The 19,191-nt window shown below is 68.4% G+C and carries 18 protein-coding genes; 11 read left to right on the forward strand and 7 right to left on the reverse strand.

Features of this window, described 5'->3' with window-relative positions:
• Together H507_RS18130 and H507_RS0101015 are read left to right on the forward strand one after the other, a co-directional pair.
• Entirely contained in the window at positions 1 to 1,953 is a 1,953-nt protein-coding gene (locus H507_RS18130) for an ABC transporter ATP-binding protein (protein WP_022908859.1), read from the forward strand.
• A 69-nt stretch (positions 1,954 to 2,022) separates the two neighbouring features.
• The gene (locus H507_RS0101015; protein WP_022908860.1) at positions 2,023 to 3,027 is read left to right on the forward strand and encodes a LacI family DNA-binding transcriptional regulator; all 1,005 of its coding nucleotides are present in this window, start codon (positions 2,023 to 2,025) and stop codon (positions 3,025 to 3,027) included.
• A gap of 34 nt (positions 3,028 to 3,061) precedes the next feature.
• On the opposite strand, the gene H507_RS0101020 is transcribed toward H507_RS0101015, so the two are convergent.
• The gene (locus H507_RS0101020; protein ID WP_022908861.1) at positions 3,062 to 4,693 is read right to left on the reverse strand and encodes a glycoside hydrolase family 13 protein; all 1,632 of its coding nucleotides are present in this window, start codon (positions 4,691 to 4,693) and stop codon (positions 3,062 to 3,064) included.
• A 249-nt stretch (positions 4,694 to 4,942) separates the two neighbouring features.
• Here H507_RS0101020 and H507_RS0101025 point away from each other — a divergent pair, with 249 nt between their 5' ends.
• The gene (locus H507_RS0101025) at positions 4,943 to 6,412 is read left to right on the forward strand and encodes an MFS transporter (protein WP_022908862.1); all 1,470 of its coding nucleotides are present in this window, start codon (positions 4,943 to 4,945) and stop codon (positions 6,410 to 6,412) included.
• A 228-nt stretch (positions 6,413 to 6,640) separates the two neighbouring features.
• Here H507_RS0101025 and H507_RS0101030 read toward each other — a convergent pair whose 3' ends face one another.
• The 4 genes from H507_RS0101030 to H507_RS0101045 form a co-directional block, all read right to left on the reverse strand.
• Positions 6,641 to 7,474 carry a sugar phosphate isomerase/epimerase family protein gene (locus tag H507_RS0101030; protein ID WP_022908863.1) on the reverse strand — a complete coding sequence of 278 codons (834 nt, stop codon included), beginning with the start codon at positions 7,472 to 7,474 and terminating at the stop codon, positions 6,641 to 6,643.
• Positions 7,471 to 8,661, reverse strand: a complete 1,191-nt coding sequence (locus H507_RS0101035) for a dihydrodipicolinate synthase family protein (RefSeq protein ID WP_022908864.1) — start codon at positions 8,659 to 8,661, stop codon at positions 7,471 to 7,473. The genes H507_RS0101030 and H507_RS0101035 overlap by 4 nt, the downstream gene beginning before the upstream one ends.
• A gap of 2 nt (positions 8,662 to 8,663) precedes the next feature.
• Positions 8,664 to 9,848, reverse strand: a complete 1,185-nt coding sequence (locus H507_RS0101040; RefSeq protein ID WP_022908865.1) for a Gfo/Idh/MocA family protein — start codon at positions 9,846 to 9,848, stop codon at positions 8,664 to 8,666.
• Between the two features lie 115 nt (positions 9,849 to 9,963).
• The gene (locus H507_RS0101045) at positions 9,964 to 11,019 is read right to left on the reverse strand and encodes a LacI family DNA-binding transcriptional regulator (RefSeq protein ID WP_022908866.1); all 1,056 of its coding nucleotides are present in this window, start codon (positions 11,017 to 11,019) and stop codon (positions 9,964 to 9,966) included.
• A gap of 329 nt (positions 11,020 to 11,348) precedes the next feature.
• Between H507_RS0101045 and trxB the strand changes: the two genes are divergently transcribed.
• The 4 genes from trxB (at position 11,349) to H507_RS0101065 (ending at position 13,861) form a co-directional block, all read left to right on the forward strand.
• On the forward strand, positions 11,349 to 12,299 hold the full coding sequence (gene trxB / locus H507_RS0101050; RefSeq protein WP_022908867.1) for a thioredoxin-disulfide reductase: 951 nt from the start codon (positions 11,349 to 11,351) through the stop codon (positions 12,297 to 12,299).
• Between the two features lie 137 nt (positions 12,300 to 12,436).
• Complete coding sequence (gene trxA / locus H507_RS0101055) at positions 12,437 to 12,763, forward strand: thioredoxin (RefSeq protein ID WP_022908868.1); 327 nt, start codon at positions 12,437 to 12,439, stop codon at positions 12,761 to 12,763.
• A 155-nt stretch (positions 12,764 to 12,918) separates the two neighbouring features.
• A complete protein-coding gene (locus H507_RS0101060) occupies positions 12,919 to 13,404 on the forward strand; it encodes a hypothetical protein (RefSeq protein ID WP_026377597.1) in 486 nt (161 codons plus the stop codon).
• Positions 13,405 to 13,423: 19 nt separating this feature from the next.
• A complete protein-coding gene (locus H507_RS0101065; protein ID WP_022908870.1) occupies positions 13,424 to 13,861 on the forward strand; it encodes an OsmC family protein in 438 nt (145 codons plus the stop codon).
• Here H507_RS0101065 and H507_RS0101070 read toward each other — a convergent pair.
• Positions 13,814 to 14,500, reverse strand: a complete 687-nt coding sequence (locus H507_RS0101070; protein WP_157438835.1) for a GNAT family N-acetyltransferase — start codon at positions 14,498 to 14,500, stop codon at positions 13,814 to 13,816. The two genes, H507_RS0101065 and H507_RS0101070, sit on opposite strands and share 48 nt — an antisense overlap.
• Here H507_RS0101070 and H507_RS0101075 point away from each other — a divergent pair.
• From H507_RS0101075 to H507_RS18135, 4 genes are all read left to right on the forward strand, one after another.
• Positions 14,499 to 15,878 (forward strand): aminotransferase-like domain-containing protein, encoded by a 1,380-nt coding sequence (locus tag H507_RS0101075; protein WP_084707579.1) that lies wholly within the window; start codon positions 14,499 to 14,501, stop codon positions 15,876 to 15,878. The genes H507_RS0101070 and H507_RS0101075 overlap by 2 nt on opposite strands.
• A gap of 26 nt (positions 15,879 to 15,904) precedes the next feature.
• Positions 15,905 to 16,870, forward strand: a complete 966-nt coding sequence (locus H507_RS0101080) for a D-alanine--D-alanine ligase family protein (RefSeq protein ID WP_245558800.1) — start codon at positions 15,905 to 15,907, stop codon at positions 16,868 to 16,870.
• Positions 16,867 to 17,616: an SURF1 family protein gene (locus H507_RS13825; protein ID WP_051139593.1), complete on the forward strand. Its 750-nt coding sequence runs from the start codon at positions 16,867 to 16,869 to the stop codon at positions 17,614 to 17,616. Before H507_RS0101080 ends, H507_RS13825 begins: the two co-directional genes overlap by 4 nt.
• 75 nt (positions 17,617 to 17,691) lie before the next feature.
• On the forward strand, positions 17,692 to 18,192 hold the full coding sequence (locus tag H507_RS18135) for a DUF3817 domain-containing protein (protein WP_245558801.1): 501 nt from the start codon (positions 17,692 to 17,694) through the stop codon (positions 18,190 to 18,192).
• Between the two features lie 65 nt (positions 18,193 to 18,257).
• Here H507_RS18135 and H507_RS0101095 read toward each other — a convergent pair whose 3' ends face one another.
• Positions 18,258 to 19,187 carry a ParB/RepB/Spo0J family partition protein gene (locus H507_RS0101095; protein ID WP_022908876.1) on the reverse strand — a complete coding sequence of 310 codons (930 nt, stop codon included), beginning with the start codon at positions 19,185 to 19,187 and terminating at the stop codon, positions 18,258 to 18,260.
• Between the last annotated feature and the right edge of the window lie 4 nt (positions 19,188 to 19,191).

A 19,191-nucleotide genomic window follows, 5' to 3' on the forward strand; every position in this document is an offset into this window, starting at 1 on the left:
ATGGCCCTGCTCGACGTGGACGACCTCGTCGTCCGGTACAGCCCCAAGCTGCACGCCCCCCTCAACGCCGTGGACGGTGTCACCTTCTCGATCGCCGAGGGCGAGTTCGTCGGCCTGATCGGTGAGTCCGGCTCGGGCAAGTCGACGCTGGCCAACGCGATCCTGCGTCTGACCGAGCGTCCCGGCCGGATCGCCTCGGGCACCATCACCTTCAACGGCACCGACATCACCACGAAGTCGGCGGACGAACTTCGTCCCGTGCGCTGGCGTGACCTGTCGACGGTCTTCCAGAGCTCGATGAATGCTCTCAACCCGGTGGTGCGGATCGAGCCCCAGTTCCGTGACGCCATCGAACTGCACTCCTCGCTGCGCGGCGGTGCCGTCGTCGAACGCATCAAGGAACTCTTCGACCTGGTGATGATCGACCACCGCTACATCCGGGCCTACCCGCACGAGTTGTCGGGAGGCATGAAGCAGCGCGTCAACCTGGCCCTGGCCCTGGTCAACGACCCGAAGTTCGTGCTGCTGGACGAGCCCACCACAGGTCTCGACGTGGTGGTGCAGCGCTCGATCCTCGAGAACATCCGCGAACTGCAGCGCAAGCAGGGATTCGCGGTGCTGTTCATCAGCCACGACATCGGCACGGTGATGGACCTGTCCGATCGCATCCTGGTGATGTACGCGGGCAGGATCGTCGAGGAGCACACCACCGCTGACCTGCTGGAGCGTCCGTTGCACCCCTACACCAAGGGACTGTTGGGATCCTACGGCGACCCCCGAAGCGAAACCGTGCGCATCACCTACGTACCCGGTCGTCCGCCGGATCTCTCCCAACCCCACCAGGGGTGCCTGTTCGCGCCCCGATGCCCCGAACGGATCGAGCGCTGTCTGAGCGTCGAACCGCCCCTCCTCCCCCTCGTCCCCGTCCTGCCCCTCAACCGCGGGCCGCTGGAGCCGGCGCCGGCCCAGCCGTTCGTGGGGTCGGTGATGACGCCGCGGGTGGCCTGCCACGTGGCGCAGTTGCAGGCCACCGCACCGGACACCCCCGGGCTGCCCGCCCCCACCCGTACCTTCCAGGGCCCCGAATTCGTCAAGACCATCGACGAGAGCGAGGGCGCCCTGGCCAGCGAGGTCTTCCTCGAGGTGAAGGGGGTCTCGAAGGTCTACACCAGTCGGCAGGGGTTCTCGACACGGGAGTTCACCGCCGTCGACGACGTCAGTTTCGAGTTGCGGCGGGGCATGGTGGCCGCCCTCGTCGGGCAGTCCGGGTCGGGCAAGTCGACCCTCGCCAAGCTGATCACAGGTGTAGAGAAGCCGACCTCGGGCGAGATCGTCTTCCATTCCTCCGAGGGCCCGATCGACGTCGCCGGGTTGTCGGGGTCACGGTTGTCGCGCTACCGAAAACTCGTGCAGATGGTCTTCCAGGACCCCTACTCGTCACTGAACCCGAACAAGACGCTGCAGTACATCCTCTCCCGTCCGCTGAAGAACCATCGTGGCCTGCGTGGCGCCGAGGCCAGGGCCGAGATCGACTCCCTGCTCGAACGGGTGGCGCTCACTCCTCCCGACCGGTACCGGGGTCGCTACGGCTACGAACTGTCCGGTGGCCAGCGGCAACGGGTGGTGATCGCGCGGGCCCTGGCGGCCAAGCCCGAGCTCGTGATCGCCGACGAGCCCATCTCGAGTCTGGACGTGTCGATCCGGGCCGAGATCCTCGAGTTGTTGCACCAACTGGTGCAGGGATCCGATGTCGGCATCCTCTACATCACCCACGACCTGCTGTCGGCTCGCATGCTGGCCGATGAGGTGATCGTCCTGAACGGGGGAAAGGTGGTCGAGCAGGGCAAGGCGATCGACGTCATCCGCAACCCCACCGATGCCTACACCCGCACCCTGCTCGAGGCCATCCCGAACCCGTTCGCCGCCCACCCCCCGGTGGAGGCAGCCGGCTGAGTCAGACCCACCAACGCGCGTCGGCGCTCGGGTCGGCTCGTCGTCGGCGCCCGTCCCTATGCTGGGCACATGTCGCCCGATCCCGTGCAGTCCCCCGTCACCGTCTACACGGTGGCGCAGCGCGCCGGGGTGTCGATCGCGACGGTGTCACGCGTGCTGCAGGGATCGGTTCCGGTCACCCCCGACACCAGGCAGAAGGTGCTCGACGCCGTCGAGGACCTGGGTTACGTGAACCTCAGGACCGGACGAGCCGTTGGCCTCAAGCTCGAGACCCACGCCCTGGTGATGCCCTCGCTGGGCGGCACCTACTTCACCGACCTGGCGATCGGTTTCGAGTCGACCGCCGACGAGTTCGGGCAGTCGGTGTCGGTCCTGTCGACCGATGCCGTCGAGGACCCCGCGAGCCGGGTGCTCGACCTGGCCACGAAGGTCGACGGCATGGTGATCACCACGGGCACGGTCGGCGACGACGTGATCGAGCAGATCTCGCCGAAGGTGCCGCTGGTGCTGGTCGCCCGCAGCCAACTCGAGGGCTGCGACGCGTTCACCAGCGAGAACATGGAGCCGATGGTCGAACTGGTGCGCCATGTCCTGGGGCACGGCCGTACGAAGCTCCGCTTCGTCGGTGACCACACCCGCAGCCGCGACGTCTCGCGTCGCTACGCCGGCTTCCTGCAGGCTGTCAGCGAGGCGGGTCTGGGTGACCCCCACGGGCCCTTCCCGGTGTGGATGAACGAGGAATCGGGACGCAGTGTCGCCCTCGACGTGCTGGAGCAGATCGGCGACATCGACGCCCTCGTCTGCGCCAATGACGAGTTGGCGCTGGCGTTGATGCAGTCCTTGGCCCAGCACGGCGTCCGTTGCCCCGACGACGTGGTCATCACCGGTTGGGACGACACCATGGCCTCCCGCTACATCGTGCCGGGGCTGACCACGGTGGCCCAACCGACCCGCGAACTGGGACGGGCCGTCTCGGTGCGGTTGCACGAGCGCATCGCGCAGCGGTCGCCGGCCCAGCCGATGGTCAGCCTGCCGAGCACCATCCGGGTGCGGCAGTCCTGCGGCTGCCTCTGAACGTCCACGCTGCGGTGGTGCCCGCTGCGGGAGCTCACCCCTTGGTGGTGGGAACCCGGAGCCAGACGGTGGTCTCAGCCGGCAACTGGTCACCGTCGAGTTCACCGGATGCCAGCACCACCTGGGAGTCGGGCAGGTCGATCGAGGCCTCCGAGAAGTTGGCGAGGCACTCCCAGCCCCCGGGGCGAGCGAAGTGCAGCACCCCCGGCGCCGAGTCCTTGAAGACCAGTTCCTCGGAGGTCTGCAGTTCGTGGCGCAGGCTCACGGCTTCCACGTAGAAGTTGAGCACCGAGTCGGGGTCGGCCGTCTCGGCCTCCACCGAGAAGTCGCCCCAGCTCGGTGGTTGCGGCAGGTGGGACCCGTTCGTACCGAACCCGAAGGACGTGCCGTCGACGGTCCAGGGCAGCGGCACGCGGCACCCGTCCCGTCCGACATCGACACCGGGAGAGCGGAAGAAGGTGGGGTCCTGGCGCTGGTCGTCCGGGATCCCGACCACCTCGGGCAGACCCAACTCCTCACCCTGGTAGAGGTAGGCGGCGCCCGGCAACGCCAGCAGCGCCGCCGTCGCGGCACGGGCCCGACGCAGACCTCGTGGCAGGTCGACCACCGGGTCGTCCCCTCCCGAGAGCTTGTGGCGGGTTCCCTCGAGATCGGAATCGGGCAGTCCGAACCGAGTGACGTGGCGCACCATGTCGTGGTTCGAGAGCACCCAGGTGGACGAGGAACCCGACCGCGCCGCCAGTTCGAGGTTGTCGGTGATGATCCGACGCCATGCCCCGGCCTCGAACGGCGCCTTCAGCAGGTCGAAGTTGAACGCCTGGCCCAACTCGGACGGCGAGGCGTAGGCCACCCGTGATGCCGCCGGCACCCAGGCCTCGGCCACGGCCACGCGGGGAGGGCTGTACTCGTCGAACACCTTGCGCCAGCCGCGGTAGATCTCGTGCACGGAGGGGAGGTCGCTCAGTCTGGGGTGGGTCGCCCAACTGACGCCGTCCTCGTCGCGACCGCGGGGCAGGGGCTCGGAGAGGTCCTTCTTCAGCAGGTTGGCGACGTCGATCCGGAACCCGTCGACCCCCCGGTCGGACCAGAACCTCAGGGTCTGCTCGAAATCTGCGATGACCTCGGGGTTGTCCCAGTTCCAGTCGGGCTGGGCGGGGTCGAACAGGTGCAGATACCACTGCCCGTCGGGTACCTGGGTCCACGCCGGACCTCCGAAGGAGGCTCCCCACGGGGTGGGCGGCTCGTCATCGGGCGAGTCCCGGAAGATGTAGCGATCCCGCTCCGGCGACCCGGGCCCGGCCGCCAGGGCAGCCTGGAACCACGCGTGACCCGAACCGGAGTGGTTCGGCACGATGTCGACGATGATCCGGATGCCGTTGGTGTGCAGCGTGTCGACGAGGGTGTCGAAGTCGTCGAGGGTGCCCAACCGGGGGTCGACATTGCGGTAGTCGTCGACGTCGTAGCCACCGTCGGCCAGGGCTGAGGGATAGAAGGGGGACAGCCAGACGGCGTCGATACCGAGCCGGACGAGGTGGTCGACCCGTGAGGTGATGCCGGCCAGGTCGCCCAGACCGTCGCCGTTCGCATCGGCGAAACTGCGGGGGTAGATCTGGTAGACCACCGCTTGGCGGTACCAGTCCGCGTCGGTGACGGCGGCGGGATTCATGGCTCTGTGCCCTCCTCGATGACGGCTGACGCTTCCCCACGGGGGCTGCGGTGTCGCCCCAAGGTTATCGAATCGTGACCAAACCGGGCCGTGAAAGCCGTCTCCTGCGATCCCTCCCCCGGGCGCGGCCGGGGCCCTCGGGGCAACAGTTGGCACGGCCGGAGCAACAAGTGGCACGGGGCCGGTGACCCACCGCGGCCGGGGTCAAGCTGATGCAAACACCTCCCGCTGAGGAGACAGAGGAGAATCATGACCAACCCCACCACCCCGGCCGGGCACAACACCCCCGGACTGGTCCAGGCACCTGACGGTGACCTGATGACCCTGGGCGAGGACGGCGTCCGTCTCGTCCGTGAAGGCGAGAACAGCCAGGACGACCCCACTTTCGTCGCGCCGAAGGGTCGCACCGCGGCGACCGTCACCCTGGGCATCTCGCAGTCGATCGACAACTCCGAGGGTGGAGTGTCGAAGACCTTCTTCCCGCAGATCATGACGGCCTTCAACGTCGGCACCACCGAGGCCGGCCTGCTGAACGCCCTGGCCTCGGCCGCCCGCATGGCCTTCGGCCCGGTCTGGGCGATCGCCGCCGACCGCTTCGGCCGCAAGAAGGTGCTGTTCATCGTCACCGGCCTGTGGGGCCTGTGGACCCTGGCCACGGGTTTCGCCGGTTCGTGGACCCAGTTGCTGGTGCTCTACGGCATCGCCCTGGTCGGCACCGTCGCGGGTGAGCCCATCCTCAACGGGCTGCTCGGTTCGATGTACAAGGCGTCCGAGCGAGGACGAGCCTTCGGCCTGGTGCGCTCGACGTCGTCCGCCCTGGGCATCGTGATCACCCCCATCCTGGGCCAGTTCGGTGACAACCCCGACGGCTGGCGCTATGCCATGTACGCCATGGGTGGCCTGTCGGTGCTCTCCGGCATCCTGATCCTGATCTTCGTGAACGAGCCGAAGCGCATCTCGTCGTCCGAGATCGCCGAACTGCGCGAGGAGGCTGGGTTCTTCCGCCCCTCCGACGTGCCGAAGCTGTTCAAGATCCCCACCTTGGTGGGCATGGCGCTGATGCTGCCGCTGGTCACCTCGCTGGTGCTGTTCGGCTTCATGAACATCGTTTGGGCCCGCAATCTCGGCTACGGCGTCAAGAACGGTTCGTACCTCTACACCGCGTTCGCGATCGGCTCGACCCTGTCGGCGCTGCTCGGCGGCTTCCTGGCCGACCTGTTCACCAAGAAGTTCGGCAACAAGGGCCGCATCATGCTGTTCCAGCTCTACGCCGTGGCCTTCGCGACCATCGTCGCCCTCACCATGTACTTCGCCCGCTGGTGGGACTCCGACGTCAGCCCCCTGCCCAAGGGTGCGGTGTCGACCAACAACCCCAGCGTCACCTACTACCTGATGGTGTTCCTGATGGGTCTGATCTTCTCGATCGGCTTCTCGGGCTGTGTGTTGCCGATGGTCTCGTCGGTCGCCCCCCGGCAGCTGTCGGCGACCACCTTCGCCCTGCTGTTCTCACTGATCCAAGGTGCCCTGACCACGGTGTACAGCCTGGTCGTCGGCAAGGTGGCCGATGTCATCGGCGACCTGCAGCTGACGCTGTTGATCGGTGTCTCGGTGCCCTACCTGTTGAACGCCCTGGTCTGGTTCATCTTCTACAAGACCTATGACAAGGACGTGAAGCTGCAGGCCGAGCGCACCCGCCTGATCGAGGAGGGCGCCTTCTGATCGGCTGAGCCCTCCTGGGAGGGCGCGGCCTCACCGGCACCGTGAATGCGGGTGCCCCCGGATGGTTCGGGGGCACCCGCTCTGCTTGGTGCGAGCCGCATGACCTGCAGCGAGTGCACCCGAGAGGGCTTTCGCGTCCCGTTCGGGACGCGATGGCCGTTTCAGATGCACTCGCTGCACATGCACCGCCCGGCGGTCCGCCGCGGTGCCACGGAGAACTTCGGCAACTCAGCGGCCGGAGACCACCAGGTCGAGGTAGCGCCGCTTCATGGTGGCCACGACCTCGTCGGGATCGGAGGCCCAGACATCGGCATTGAAGATCTCGACCTCGATGTCGCCGCGGTAGCCCGCCTGCTCGACCAGGCGCCACTGGGCGGCGAAGTCGATGTGGCCGTCGCCCATCATCCCCCGGCTCAGCAGCGTGTCCGCGGCCAGGGGCAGCACCCAGTCGCAGACCTGGAAGCTGACGATCCGCTCACCCGCGCGGTTGACCTGCCGGGCCAGCTCCGGATCCCACCACACGTGGTAGCTGTCGACCACCACCCCCACCCGGTCGGCCGGGAACTGCTCGGCCAGCTCGAGGGCCTGGCCCAAGGTCGAGAGCACCCCGCGATCGGCCGCGAAGATGGGGTGCATCGGCTCGAGCCCCAGGGTGACGCCGTGATCGGCCGCAGCGGGAGCGAGCGCGGCGATCCCCTCGGCCATGCGATCGCGGGCACCGTCCAGGTCCTTCGAACCAGCCGGCAGGCCGCCCACCACCATCACCAGGGTCGGGGCCCCGATGGCGGCCGCGTCGCGTATCGCGCTGAGGTTGTCGTCGAGGGCGCGGCGGCGCTCCTCCGGGTCGTCCGAGGTGAGGAAGCCACCCCGGCACAGGGACGACACCCGTAGCCCGGCCCCCTCCAACAGCCTGCGGGCGCGGTCGACACCGATCTCGGCCAGCGGCTCACGCCAGACCCCGATCGACCCCAGGCCCTGCCGGACGCACAGTTCGATCGCCTCGGGCAGGGTGAGCGTGTTGGTTGTCTTCTGGTTGAGCGAGAGCCGCTCGAGCCCGGTCATCGCGCCCCGCCGGCCGGCTGGATGTCGAGGTCGATGCCCTGCACGGCGGCGAGCCGGGCGAACCGGTGGGCCGCGAGGTCGGGGTCGGGGATGAGCCCGGCTGCGGCGGCCAACTCCAGCGTGATGGCGTAGTGCGGCAGGCTGCGAGCCGACTGCAGTCCCCCCACCATGGTGAACGAGGGCTGGTGGCCGGTGAGCCAACTGAGCAGGGCGATCCCCGCCTTGTAGTGGTAGGTCGGTGCCGAGAAGATGTGGCGCGACAGGGGCACGGTGGCCGCGAGCGCGTGGTCGTAGGCGTCCTCGTCCCCCTCGTCCAGGGCGGCCAGGGCCGTCGCCGCAGCGGGTGCGATGGCGGCGAAGATGCCGAGCAGGGCGTCGGAGTGGTGACCCCCCTCCCCCTTGATCAGTTCCGGGTAGTTGAAGTCGTCACCGGTGTAGAGCCTGACGCCGGTCGGCAGCGCAGCGCGCAGCCCTCGTTCGTGGTCGGCGTCGAGCAGGGAGACCTTGATGCCGTCGACCTTCTCGGGTCGGCTGCGGATCAGGTCGAGCACGGTCGCGGTGGCGTCACCGACCTCGGACGAACCCCAGTACCCCGCCAGCACCGGGTCGAACGCGGGCCCGAGCCAGTGCAGCACGACCGGCTGGTCGGCGCGGTCGAGCAGGTCGGAGTAGACGCGCAGGTAGTCGTCGGCGTCACGGGCCACGGCGGCCAGCTGCCGTGAGGCCATGAGGATCGCCTGCGCCCCCGTGGACTCCACGAACTCGAGTTGCTCGAGGTAGGCGTCGCGCACCTGGCCGACCGAGCGGGCGGGGCCGGTGAGCTGGTCGGTACCCACCCCGGCTGCGATCCGCGCCCCGGCCAGCCTGGCCTCGTCCGACGACCGGCTGACGAGCTCCCGGGTGGTCGCCCAGTCGAGTCCCATGCCTCGTTGGGCGGTGTCCATCGCCTCGGCCACGCCCAGGCCGTGGCGGAACAGGTGCCGGCGGAAGCCCAGCGTCGACTCCCAGTCGACGACTGCCGGTGCACCCGGGGTGTTGTCACCGTAGGGGTCGGCCACCACATGGGCCGCGGCGAACGCGACCCTCGTCCGGAACGGTGCGGTGGGCACCACCCAGCCCCGCGGATCGCCGAGGGTGACCCGTTCCAGACTCCCGTCGGCCCGCGGGAGATTGAGCCGTACGCCCATCGTCAGGCGCCGACTCGGTCGAGCAGGTCGTTCCCGGCATCGAGTCGCAGGTCACCCAGCTCGATCCGGCGACCCTCAGCGTGGGACTGCAGCGCGGCCTCGGCCAGACGGACCCCGCGGGCCCCGGCCATGAAGTCGTAGGGATGCTCACCCTCCCCCGCCCGGGACTTGAGGAACTGCTCCCACTGCGCCTTGAAGCCGTTGTCGAAGACCTCGTTGTCGGGCACCTGCGACCACTGCTCCCGGAAGGGCATGGGTTCGGCCACGTCGGGATTCCAGACGGGTTTGGGGGTGACCGAACGGTGCTGGACGACGCACTGGTGCAGCCCCGCGACGGCCGAGCCCTCGGTGCCGTCGACCTGGAACTCGACCAGTTCGTCGCGGTGCACGCGCACCGCCCAGGAGGAGTTGAGGGAGACGACGACGCCTCCGGCCAACTCGATCAGGGCGTAGGCCGCGTCGTCGGCAGTGGCCTGGTAAGGGCACCCCTGCTCGTCGACACGTTCGGGGATGTGAGTGGCGACCCGTGCGGTGATGGCGGTGATGGGTCTACCGAACACGTTCTCGAGCACGTAGCTCCAGTGCGGCATCATGTCGACCGCGATCCCACCGCCCTGCTCGGACCGGTAGTTCCACGACGGACGCTGGGCGGTCTGCCAGTCGCCCTCCCAGACCCAGTAGCCGAATTCACCCCGCACCGAGAGAACGCGACCGAAGAACCCGCCCTCGACCAGGCGACGGAGCTTGCGCAGCCCGGGCAGGAACAGTTTGTCGTGCACCACGCCCACCCGCACCCCGGCCTGCTCGGCCGCGCGGGCGAGCCGGAGCGAGGCCTCGAGCGACTCGGCGATCGGCTTCTCGGTGTAGACGTCCTTGCCCGCGGCGATGGCGCGGAGCAGGGACTGCTCGCGCACGTTGGTCAGTTGCGCGTCGAAGTAGATCTCGTCGTCGGTGGCCAACGCCTCGTCGAGGTCGGTCGTCCACCGCTCGATCCCGTGCCTGCCGGCGATCTCGGCGAGCTTGTCGGCATTGCGCCCCACCAGGATCGGGTCGGGCATCAGACGGGTGCCGTCGGCGAGGGCGACGCCGCCCTGTTCACGGATGGCGAGGATCGAACGGACGAGGTGTTGGCGGTACCCCATGCGTCCGGTGACGCCGTTCATGATGATGCCGACTCTGGTGACCATGCTGCTCCCTGGTTCCGGTGGCCCTCCGCTGTGGGAAAGCGCTTACCGACAGCCTAACGAGAAGCATCGCGTCGACACAACAGGTTCGGCCAAAGGTGTCCACCGGCCGTGCGGGTCAATCGCGGACGAGCGTCCGGGTGCTCTGTCGGAGGACGACCCGGCCGGTGATCGGCACCGTGCGCGGTGCCCCGATCGAGGGCTGCAGCGCGAGGGCGGCGGCTGCTCGTCCGGCCTCGAACATGGGCAACGCCACCGTCGACAGGTGCGGATGGATGTCACGCAGGGTGGGCACGTCGTCGAAACCGGCGAGCGAGATCTGGTCGGGCACCCCGACCCCGGCCTCACGGCAGGCCGTCAGGGCCCCCACGGCCAGCGCGTCCGCGGCGGCGAACACGCAGGTGACAGGATCGGACGTGGCCGAACCCGGCCCGTGCTCGGCCAGCAGGGTCTCCATCGCCGACGAGCCACCGTCACGGCTGAACGCCGAGTGCACCACCACAGGGGCGGGAGCCCCGGCAGCGACCACGGTGTCGACGAATCCCTGGGTGCGGTCGACCGGGGTGTGCAGGTTTTCGGGGCCCGCGAGGATCCCGAACCGTCGGTGCCCCAGGTTGAGCAGTGCGGCGGCGAGATCGGCGGCGCCCTCCCGGTTGGCGATCACCACGGCGTCACCACCCAGCATCGACTGGCCGAGACTGACGACCCGTCCCCCACTGGCCTCGACGGCCTGCACCTGCTCGATCAGGGCCTCGTTGAGCGAGGCGTCGATGGCCCTGGACCCCGCCAGCACCACACCCCGCACCTGCTGGGCACCGAACATGCGCAGGAACTCCTGCTCGCGCTCGGGCAACCGGTCGGTGATGGCCAGGTTCACCAGGCATGACGACGCGGAGGCCTCGGCGATCACACCCGAGGCAATCGTGGCGAAGTAGGGATCGACGATGTCGGCCACCACCAGCCCCAGCACGTTCGTCCGCCCCCGCGCCATCGCCTGGGCCTGCACGTTGACGACGTAGTCGAGCTCGGCGGCGGCCTGCAGCACCCTCTCAGCCAGTTCCGGGTTCACCTGCCGGGTCCCTGAACCGTTGATGGCTCGCGACGCGGTGGCCAACGACACCCCCGCGCGCTCGGCCACCTGCTTGAGGGTGGCTCGTCCGGCCGATGTGGTCATCGGGCTCCTGTCAGAGGGCGGCACCCTGGATGGGTGGCATCGGGTGTGTGGGATCGGGTGTGTGGGATCGGGGCAACGGGGGGATCCGCGCCAGATGGGGCACGTGAGCCGCCTCGCCGTCACCTGGCGTGACGAGAAGGCCTCTGGTGTGCCCCGATTGGCGCGGTTGGCAGCGCGAACATGCGCCAGCAGCGGGAACAATACGCGCTGTCGAGCGCCGGGGAATGAGGGGCCACGACAAGGTGTTGGCCTCAGTAGACTGATGCGCGCATCCGCGCATCCACCGCGGCCCTCCGCCACGGCACCAACGACCCTGAGGGAACCTCCACATGAGCGACGACATCCGCGACGTGATCATCATCGGATCGGGACCAGCTGGCTGGACCGCTGCCGTGTACGCGGCCCGGGCGCAGTTGAAGCCGCTCGTGATCGAGGGCTCGACCGATGCCGGCGGCGCGCTCATGAACACCACCGAGGTCGAGAACTTCCCCGGCTTCACCGACGGCATCATGGGCCCGGAACTGATGGCGAACATGCGCGCCCAGGCCGAGCGGTTCGGCGCCGAGGTCATCACCGATGACGTCACCGAGGTCGACCTGACCGGCCCCGTCAAGCTGGTCACCGACGGTGAGGGCACCGTCCACCGCGCCCACGCCGTCATCCTCGCCACCGGCTCGGGCTACCGCCGACTCGGCATCCCAGCCGAGGACACCTTCTCGGGCCGAGGCGTCAGCTGGTGCGCCACCTGTGACGGCTTCTTCTTCAAGGACAAGGAGATAGCGGTCGTCGGCGGTGGTGACTCCGCCGCCGAGGAGGCCACCTTCCTCACCCGCTTCGCCAAGAACCTCACCCTGATCCACCGTCGCGACGAACTCCGCGCCTCGAAGATCATGGCTGACCGGGTCGCGAACGACCCCAAGATCGACATGGCCTGGAACTCCGAGATCGTCGACCTGCAGGGAGAGGGCTCGCTCAAGTCGCTGACCCTGCGCGACACCAGGACAGGTGAGACACGACAGCTCGAGGTGCAAGGGCTCTTCGAGGCGATCGGCCACGACCCCCGCTCCGAGCTCTTCGTGGGGCAGGTCGACCTCGACGACGCCGGCTACGTCAAGGTCGCGCACCCCAGTACCCGCACGAACCTCACCGGGGTCTTCGCGTGCGGTGACCTGGTCGACCACACCTACCGCCAGGCGATCACGGCTGCCGGTTCGGGCTGCCAGGCTGCCCTGGACGCCGAGAAGTTCCTCGCGGACCTGCACGACGCCGCCCTCGCCTGAGGGCTTCCGCCACGTCGGGCGGCTTCGGTCTTCGTCGAGGTCGCCCCCGGTTTTGACAGACTCACTTGACAGACTCACTGGGCAGACTGGGACACACCACTCCCGGCTCCCCTCCCCCATCCTCCGGAAGGAATCCGATGTCGAACATCACCGAGGTCACCGACCAGACCTTCGAGCAGACCGTGCTGAAGTCGGCCAAGCCCGTGCTGGTGGACTACTGGGCCGACTGGTGCTCCCCCTGCAAGCAGATGTCCCCCATCCTCGACGAGCTGTCGGCGGAGTTCGGTGACCGGGTGTCGTTCGTGAAGATGGACACCAACACCAACCCGGTGGTGCCGGCGTCGCAGGGCGTCATGAGCCTGCCCACCCTCCAGGTCTTCGTCGACGGCCAGGTCGTCAAGCAGGTCACCGGGGGCAAGACCAGGAATGCCCTCGTCAAGTTGTTGGACGAGTTCGTCAACTGACGATGGCCGAACCCGGTCACCGCTCCGGCGGTGGTGAGCCTCCCCTCGTCCGACCCGTGCCGTCGGTGCGTCCAGCGCCGCTGGGCGGACGGAGGCGGCGTCCCGCGCGTGCGCTGCGGGAGGAGGAGCCGAACCGCCGCCGCACACTGGCCGTGATGCTGGTCGCGACGGTCGTGCTCGCCCTGGTGGCAGCCGCCGGGGCCTATCTCGTCAACCGGTGGACGCCGACGGCGACCCAGACGACCACGGTCACCCCTCCCCCACCCCGGGCAACCTGGGCGCTGGAGCTGCCGGTCACGGTCGGGGCCTATTCACGTGATGCCTCCGAGGGGGCGACCCCCAGTCTGGGGACGGATGGCAAGACCACCATCTCGGCTCGCTACTCCAAGGAGGGGCGGCAGGCGGCTGTCGTACTGATGAGCCGCCCGTACAAGAACCTCAAGGAATTCATGACCGTGGCGAACATGAACGCGGTCACCCCGCAGGGAGAGGCGTTGTGCGGCTTCTCCGGCGACTTCAACACCGAGGGCTGCGCGATCCAGCGTGACGACACCGTAATCCTGACCGTCGCCGTGGGCGACACGACCCGCACCGAGTTGCTCGCACTCGCCGACAACGTCGCCGCCCAGGTGGCCAGATGACCGACCGACAGGAGTCCCGATGACCAACGACCAGACCGCCAGCAACCGGCGCAGCATCGACCTGACCCGGATCGAGAAGGGGCGATATCGCGCCACCAATTCCCGCGGCGGCAGCCTCGAGTTCGGTTCGGGTGGCACTGGGGAGTTCACGCCCGTCGAACTCCTGCTCGCGGCGATCGCCGGGTGCTCGTCGGTCGACGTCGACCTCGTCACGTCGCGCCGATCGGAGCCGACCACCTTCCAGGTGACCACCTCGGCCGAGAAGTCCAAGGACGAGAACGGTGCGGCGATGCTGACCGACGTGCAGGTCTCGTTCACGGTTGACTTCCCCGATGACGAACAGGGACGCCGGGCGGCCGGCATGGTCGACCGCCTGATCCAGCTGAGTCACGAGAAGGACTGCACCGTCTCACGCACGGTCGAGCTGCCGACCGAGGTGACTTTCACCCGCGCCTGAGGGCTCCGGACGAGGCTGCTGCACCCACTCGGCCACCCGCGTCATCGCCTTGCGCCACTGGGGCTCGACGGCCACGGTGCGGTTCAGGTCGATCCGATGCCGTCGCGGGAGGTCGGTGGGCACGAATCCGACCGCTCCGAGGAATTCTGCCGACGGTTCGCAACAGGTGGGCGCCGTGCGTGCCGCGGACGCCTCGATGCAACGCACCTGCCCGGTCAGGCGCGCGGTCAGCGCCTGCACCAGGTGCCGTCCCCAGCCCAGCCGCGCATAGGAGTCGTCCACCCACAGCGCCAACAACGCCGCCGCGTCGGCAGTGCGGGGCGGAGCCGCCAGGGGATGACCCTCGGGGACGGCGAAACTGGGAGCCACCAGGGCATACGCGACCACCTCACCCGACTGGTGGGCTGCCACCCCGCACATGCCCAACCGATCCATCGCCAGCCGGGGCCAGCTGAGCTCCGCCACGGTCACGTCGAGGTGATCACCCGGGCACGAGGGGAGATCGGCCAGATCTGCGGGTGTGAGCGTGCTGATCCGCCTGACCATGTGCCTCCCGTTCCAACCATCTGCGGGCCCCTCCGACGGCGGGACGGTTCCTCGTCCCAAGCCCGCGAGGCCCATCGTATGTCGCTCACTCATGCGGCAGAGTGGACATGTGACTGACGACGACCTGACGACCCTGCCCGCGTCGACCCCTCGTGGGGGCGCCGCCGCAGCCGCCGGGCGTCGCCAGGACACCCGTCTCGACAACTATGTCGACAAGTACGCCGACCGCACCCACAGCATGCAGGCCTCGGCCGTCAGGGCCCTGTTCGCCGTCGCCAACCGCCCCGAGGTGGTCTCGCTGGCCGGGGGGATGCCCAACATCGCAGACCTGCCCCTCGACGTGGTGGCACGCTCGATGTCGAACCTGGTCATGACCAAGGGCGCCCAGGCCATGCAGTACGGCTCAGGGCAGGGTGAGCCCGTCATCCGTGAGGCGATCACCGAGGTGATGGCGCTGGAGGGAATCCGCGCCCATCCCGACGACGTGGTGGTGACCTGCGGCTCCCAGCAGGCCCTCGACCTGGTGACGAGGATCTTCTGCAACCCCGGAGACGTTGTCATCGTCGAGGCACCCAGCTACGTGGGGGCACTGACCACCTTCCGCAGTTACCAGGTCGAGGTCGTGCATGTCGCGATGGACGACGACGGTCTGCAGCCCGACGCCCTCGAGGCGGCGGTCGCGAGTGTGCGGGCCGCGGGCAAGGAGCCGAAGTTCCTCTACACGATCCCCAACTACAACAACCCCTCGGGCATCACCCAGACCTGGGAGCGTCGCACGGAACTGGTCGACCTCGCCCGGCGACTCGACCTGCTGATCGTGGAGGACAACCCCTACGGCCTGCTGTCACTCGACGCGGAGCCGATCCCCGCCATCCGGTCCATCGAGGACGAGCGGGTGCTCTACCTCGGCTCGTTCTCCAAGACCTTCGCACCGGGCTTCCGCGTGGGCTGGGTGCTCGCTCCCCATGCGGTCCGCGAGAAGATCACCCTCGCCCAGGAGTCGGCGACGCTGTGCCCGCCGGTGTTCAGCCAGTTGGCCATCGCGGCCTACCTGAACGACCATGACTGGCAACAGCAGATCGTCAGCTTCAAGGACATGTACCGCGCCCGGCGGGACGCCCTGCTCGCTGCGCTGGAGGAGTACATGCCCGAGGGCACCTCGTGGACGCACCCGGCCGGAGGGTTCTTCGTCTGGGTGACCCTGCCCGATGGTCTCGACTCGCAGGCGATGCTGCCGCGGGCGGTCACCGCGAGGGTGGCCTACACACCGGGAACCGCGTTCTACGCCGACGGGTTCGGGTCGGGTCACATGCGCCTGTCGTTCTGCTACCCGACCCCGGCCGACATCCGCGAGGGGGTGCGCCGCCTCGCCGAGGTGATGAACCGTGAACTCGACCTGCAGCGCACGTTCGGCGTCCATCGCCCGGCGCGGCACGGCATCGATCCCGGTCCGGCACCGGACCTCGCGTGAGCGACCACCAACCGTCAGGAAGCACCATGAGTGGAGGAACCATGACCGATCGTCCCGATGTGATCGTGTTGGCCGGCGGACTGAGCCACGAACGGGACGTCTCGCAGCGGTCGGGGCGTCGGGTCGCGATCGCGCTGCGCCAAGCCGGTCACACGGTGATCGAGTCCGACGTCAACGCCGGGGTGGTCGACCTGGTGCGCTCACACCCGGGCGCCGTGGTCTTCCCCCTGCTGCACGGCGGTGTCGGTGAGGACGGGGCCCTGCGCGAGGTCTTCCAGCTGCTGGGGGTGCCGTTCGTCGGAGCCACGGCCTCCTCATCCCGGGTGACGTTCGACAAGTCGATCGCCACCCCCGTGGTTGCAGCACACGGCGTTCGGACCCCGCGCCAGGTGGCCCTCCCCCACGAGATCTTCCGGGAACTCGGCGCCGCTGCCCTGGTCGACGCCATCGGCGAGACCTTGGGCCTCCCGGTGATGGTGAAGCCCGCTCGCAGCGGGTCCGCCCTGGGCGCTTCCAAGGTCGAGCTGATCGACGACCTGCCCTCGGCGATGGTGTCGGCCTATGCCTACGGCTCGGTCGCCGTCGTCGAGGAGTTCATCGAGGGAACCGAGGTGACCGTGACCGTGCTCGGAGAGGGCGACGAGGCGGAGGCGCTGCCTGCCGTCGAGATCCGTCCGGACTCGGGTGTCTATGACTACGCCTCGCGCTACACGGCCGGGTCGACCCGCTTCGTCACACCTGCCGAGGTGCCGGACGAGGTGGCAGCTGCCTGCGCGGAGCTCGCCCTGTCGGCGTACCGGGCCCTCGGGCTTCGTGATCTTGGTCGCATCGACATCATGATCAACTCCGCTGGCGAGCCCGTCTTCATCGAGGGCAATGTGGCTCCCGGCATGACCGAGACCTCTGCCGTGCCACTGGCTCTGAGCGCCGCTGGACGAGACCTGGGCGAGGTGTGCAGCGCGCTCGTCCGAGGTGCGGCGGCGCGCGGATGAGCGCGGTGGTCCCGTCAACCGGCGTGTCGACGCTCCTCAAGCGGACCATGATCATCCTGGTGGGGCTGGTGGTCGCCGGGGTGATGGTGGTGTTGGGGGTCTGGCAGATGGACACTGCCCGGCTCCACGGCAAGCAGGCGCTCGAGGCCCGCGCCGCGCAACCGGCGGTACCCCTGGAGAGCGAGGCCACCGGCACCAACGTCGACGCGCTCTACGGACGGCAGGTCACCCTGACCGGCTCGTACGTGCCCTCGTTGCAGGTCTACGTCGGGACGAAGTACCCGCTGCGCGTCCTGACGGCCTTCAAGACCTCCGACGGCCGCATCGTGGCCGTGGCCCGGGGTTCCGTGGCCTCGCCCTCGATGGTCGTTCCTGCGCCCCCGACGGGGACCATCAAGCAGACGGGCCTCGTCCTTCCCTCCGAATCCGCGGTGAGAGGGTCGTTGCCCCTGCAGGACGCACGCCACTCCCCCATCGTCGCCGCCGTCCGTGTTCCAGACCTCGTGCAGACCTGGCCCACCCCGATGGTCAACGGCTTCGTGAGCCTCGGAGAAGCCGACGCACGCCTCAACGGCCTACCCACCCCCGCGGTCACGCTGCCGGATGGTGAGGAGTCGACCCGAAACGCCGGCTACGCGCTGCAGTGGTGGGTGTTCGCTGGAGTCGCTGTGATCGGCTCAGTGGTGATCGCACGTTCGGTCGATCGTGCCCCCGCGAAGGCCGGAGCCCGCCGTACGGGCCTCTGATCGGCGCGTCCCTCGCGTGTCGTGGCCACGGATGAGCCTCCAGCCCGCTTCGTCTGGCTGGGTACGCTGTCGGACGTGAGCAATCCTTCGCACGAAGCCCCCGACCAGATCGAAGAGCAGTTGCAGACCCACACCGGTGACGAGGACTTCGTCCCCGGTTCGGCCTCCTCCGGGGGGCGGGCGGTCTACGTGGACGACCTGGACGACGACTCCATCCACCCGGACGACGTCTCGGCGATCAGGAAGTCGCTGCTCTTCTACCGAGTGATGGCCTACGTCGTCGGTGTGTTGTTGGTCGTGCTCGTCTGTGTGGGTGTTCCGCTGAAGTACCTGGCCGACGACGCCCGCGTGGTGACCTGGACCGGGGTGCCCCATGGGTGGCTGTACATGATCCTGATCATCTCCGCCGTGAATGTCGGCCGCCGCGTTCGTTGGTCGTGGACCCGTCTCATCCTGATCGCCCTGGCGGGCACGGTGCCGTTCCTGTCGTTCGTCGCAGAGCACTACGCGACCAAGAACGTTCGGGCAAAGCTGGCGCTGGTCCCACGGAGCGACGGGCTGAACGCGCTCGATTGATCGGCTTGTCATCCAACCGGTAAAGCACTAAGTGTTTTTGTCGACATGAAGACGAGTCGCTTCCCTCAGTCGCGTTCGATGATTCGCATGACCCGCTCCAAGTCATCCTCGCTCGCGAACTCGATGGTGATCTTCCCGCGGTTCTTGCCGATGTCGACCTTCACCCGGGTGTCGAAGTGATCGCTCAGCTCACGCGACAGCTCAAGCGCCTTCGCAGACGGTTCGCGTGATCCTCGCGGACGGCTCGACCTGGTGCCCTTGCCCTCCCCCACAGTCACCAATTCCTCGGTGCTGCGCACAGACAGCCCCTCCGAGACGATGCGCTGGGCCAGCCTCTCCTGGGTTGACGCGTCGTCCACCATCAGCAGAGCGCGGGCATGACCCGCGGAGAGCACACCCGCCGCCACTCGGCGCTGCACTCCTGACGGGAGCCTCAGCAAACGGATCGTGTTGGAGATCTGCGGGCGAGATCGTTTGATGCGGCGGGAGAGCTCATCCTGGGTGCAATTGAAGTCCTCCAGCATCTGCTGGTAGGCGGCAGCCTCTTCGAGCGGGTTCAGCTGTGCACGATGGAGGTTCTCCAGGAGAGCGTCTCGCAGCAGGTCCGTGTCGTCGGTCCCGCGAACGATGACCGGGATCGACTCCCGCCCGGCAAGCTTCGATGCCCGCAGGCGTCGCTCCCCCATGATCAGCTCGTAGCCGTCTCCCACGTGGCGGACGACGACTGGCTGCAGCACGCCGACCTCTCCGATCGAGTCGGCCAACTCGCGCAACATCTCCTCGTCGAAGACGCTGCGCGGCTGCTTGGGATTGGGAACGATCGACTCGATCGGAACCTCCAGGTACCGCGAACCGTCCGCCAGCGCCGCGCTCTCGCCGTTCTCTCCGGTATCAGTGACCCTGTCGCCGCGCGTTTCACGTGAAACAGCGTCGTCAGTGGGGCGGAACAACTCCCCCAGGCCCCGTCCGAGGCCTGTCTGCTTGGGCTTCGCCATGGTG

The organism is Aestuariimicrobium kwangyangense DSM 21549, from assembly GCF_000421525.1.
Taxonomy (GTDB): Bacteria; Actinomycetota; Actinomycetes; order Propionibacteriales; family Propionibacteriaceae; genus Aestuariimicrobium; species Aestuariimicrobium kwangyangense.

Excerpts from the sequence above, each read along its gene's own strand:
- H507_RS0101070 (WP_157438835.1), bottom strand. The coding sequence starts at position 14,500 with ATGAGTGAGCGACATACGATGGGCCTCGCGGGCTTGGGACGAGGAACC.
- H507_RS0101080 (WP_245558800.1), top strand. The coding sequence starts at position 15,905 with ATGAGTGGAGGAACCATGACCGATCGTCCCGATGTGATCGTGTTGGCC.
- H507_RS0101025 (WP_022908862.1), top strand. The coding sequence starts at position 4,943 with ATGACCAACCCCACCACCCCGGCCGGGCACAACACCCCCGGACTGGTC.
- H507_RS0101030 (WP_022908863.1), bottom strand. The coding sequence starts at position 7,474 with ATGACCGGGCTCGAGCGGCTCTCGCTCAACCAGAAGACAACCAACACG.
- trxB (WP_022908867.1), top strand. The coding sequence starts at position 11,349 with ATGAGCGACGACATCCGCGACGTGATCATCATCGGATCGGGACCAGCT.
- H507_RS0101040 (WP_022908865.1), bottom strand. The coding sequence starts at position 9,848 with ATGGTCACCAGAGTCGGCATCATCATGAACGGCGTCACCGGACGCATG.
- H507_RS0101045 (WP_022908866.1), bottom strand. The coding sequence starts at position 11,019 with ATGACCACATCGGCCGGACGAGCCACCCTCAAGCAGGTGGCCGAGCGC.
- H507_RS13825 (WP_051139593.1), top strand. The coding sequence starts at position 16,867 with ATGAGCGCGGTGGTCCCGTCAACCGGCGTGTCGACGCTCCTCAAGCGG.
- H507_RS0101020 (WP_022908861.1), bottom strand. The coding sequence starts at position 4,693 with ATGAATCCCGCCGCCGTCACCGACGCGGACTGGTACCGCCAAGCGGTG.
- H507_RS0101065 (WP_022908870.1), top strand. The coding sequence starts at position 13,424 with ATGACCAACGACCAGACCGCCAGCAACCGGCGCAGCATCGACCTGACC.
- H507_RS0101095 (WP_022908876.1), bottom strand. The coding sequence starts at position 19,187 with ATGGCGAAGCCCAAGCAGACAGGCCTCGGACGGGGCCTGGGGGAGTTG.
- H507_RS0101035 (WP_022908864.1), bottom strand. The coding sequence starts at position 8,661 with ATGGGCGTACGGCTCAATCTCCCGCGGGCCGACGGGAGTCTGGAACGG.
- trxA (WP_022908868.1), top strand. The coding sequence starts at position 12,437 with ATGTCGAACATCACCGAGGTCACCGACCAGACCTTCGAGCAGACCGTG.
- H507_RS18130 (WP_022908859.1), top strand. The coding sequence starts at position 1 with ATGGCCCTGCTCGACGTGGACGACCTCGTCGTCCGGTACAGCCCCAAG.
- H507_RS0101075 (WP_084707579.1), top strand. The coding sequence starts at position 14,499 with ATGCGGCAGAGTGGACATGTGACTGACGACGACCTGACGACCCTGCCC.
- H507_RS0101060 (WP_026377597.1), top strand. The coding sequence starts at position 12,919 with ATGCTGGTCGCGACGGTCGTGCTCGCCCTGGTGGCAGCCGCCGGGGCC.
- H507_RS0101015 (WP_022908860.1), top strand. The coding sequence starts at position 2,023 with ATGTCGCCCGATCCCGTGCAGTCCCCCGTCACCGTCTACACGGTGGCG.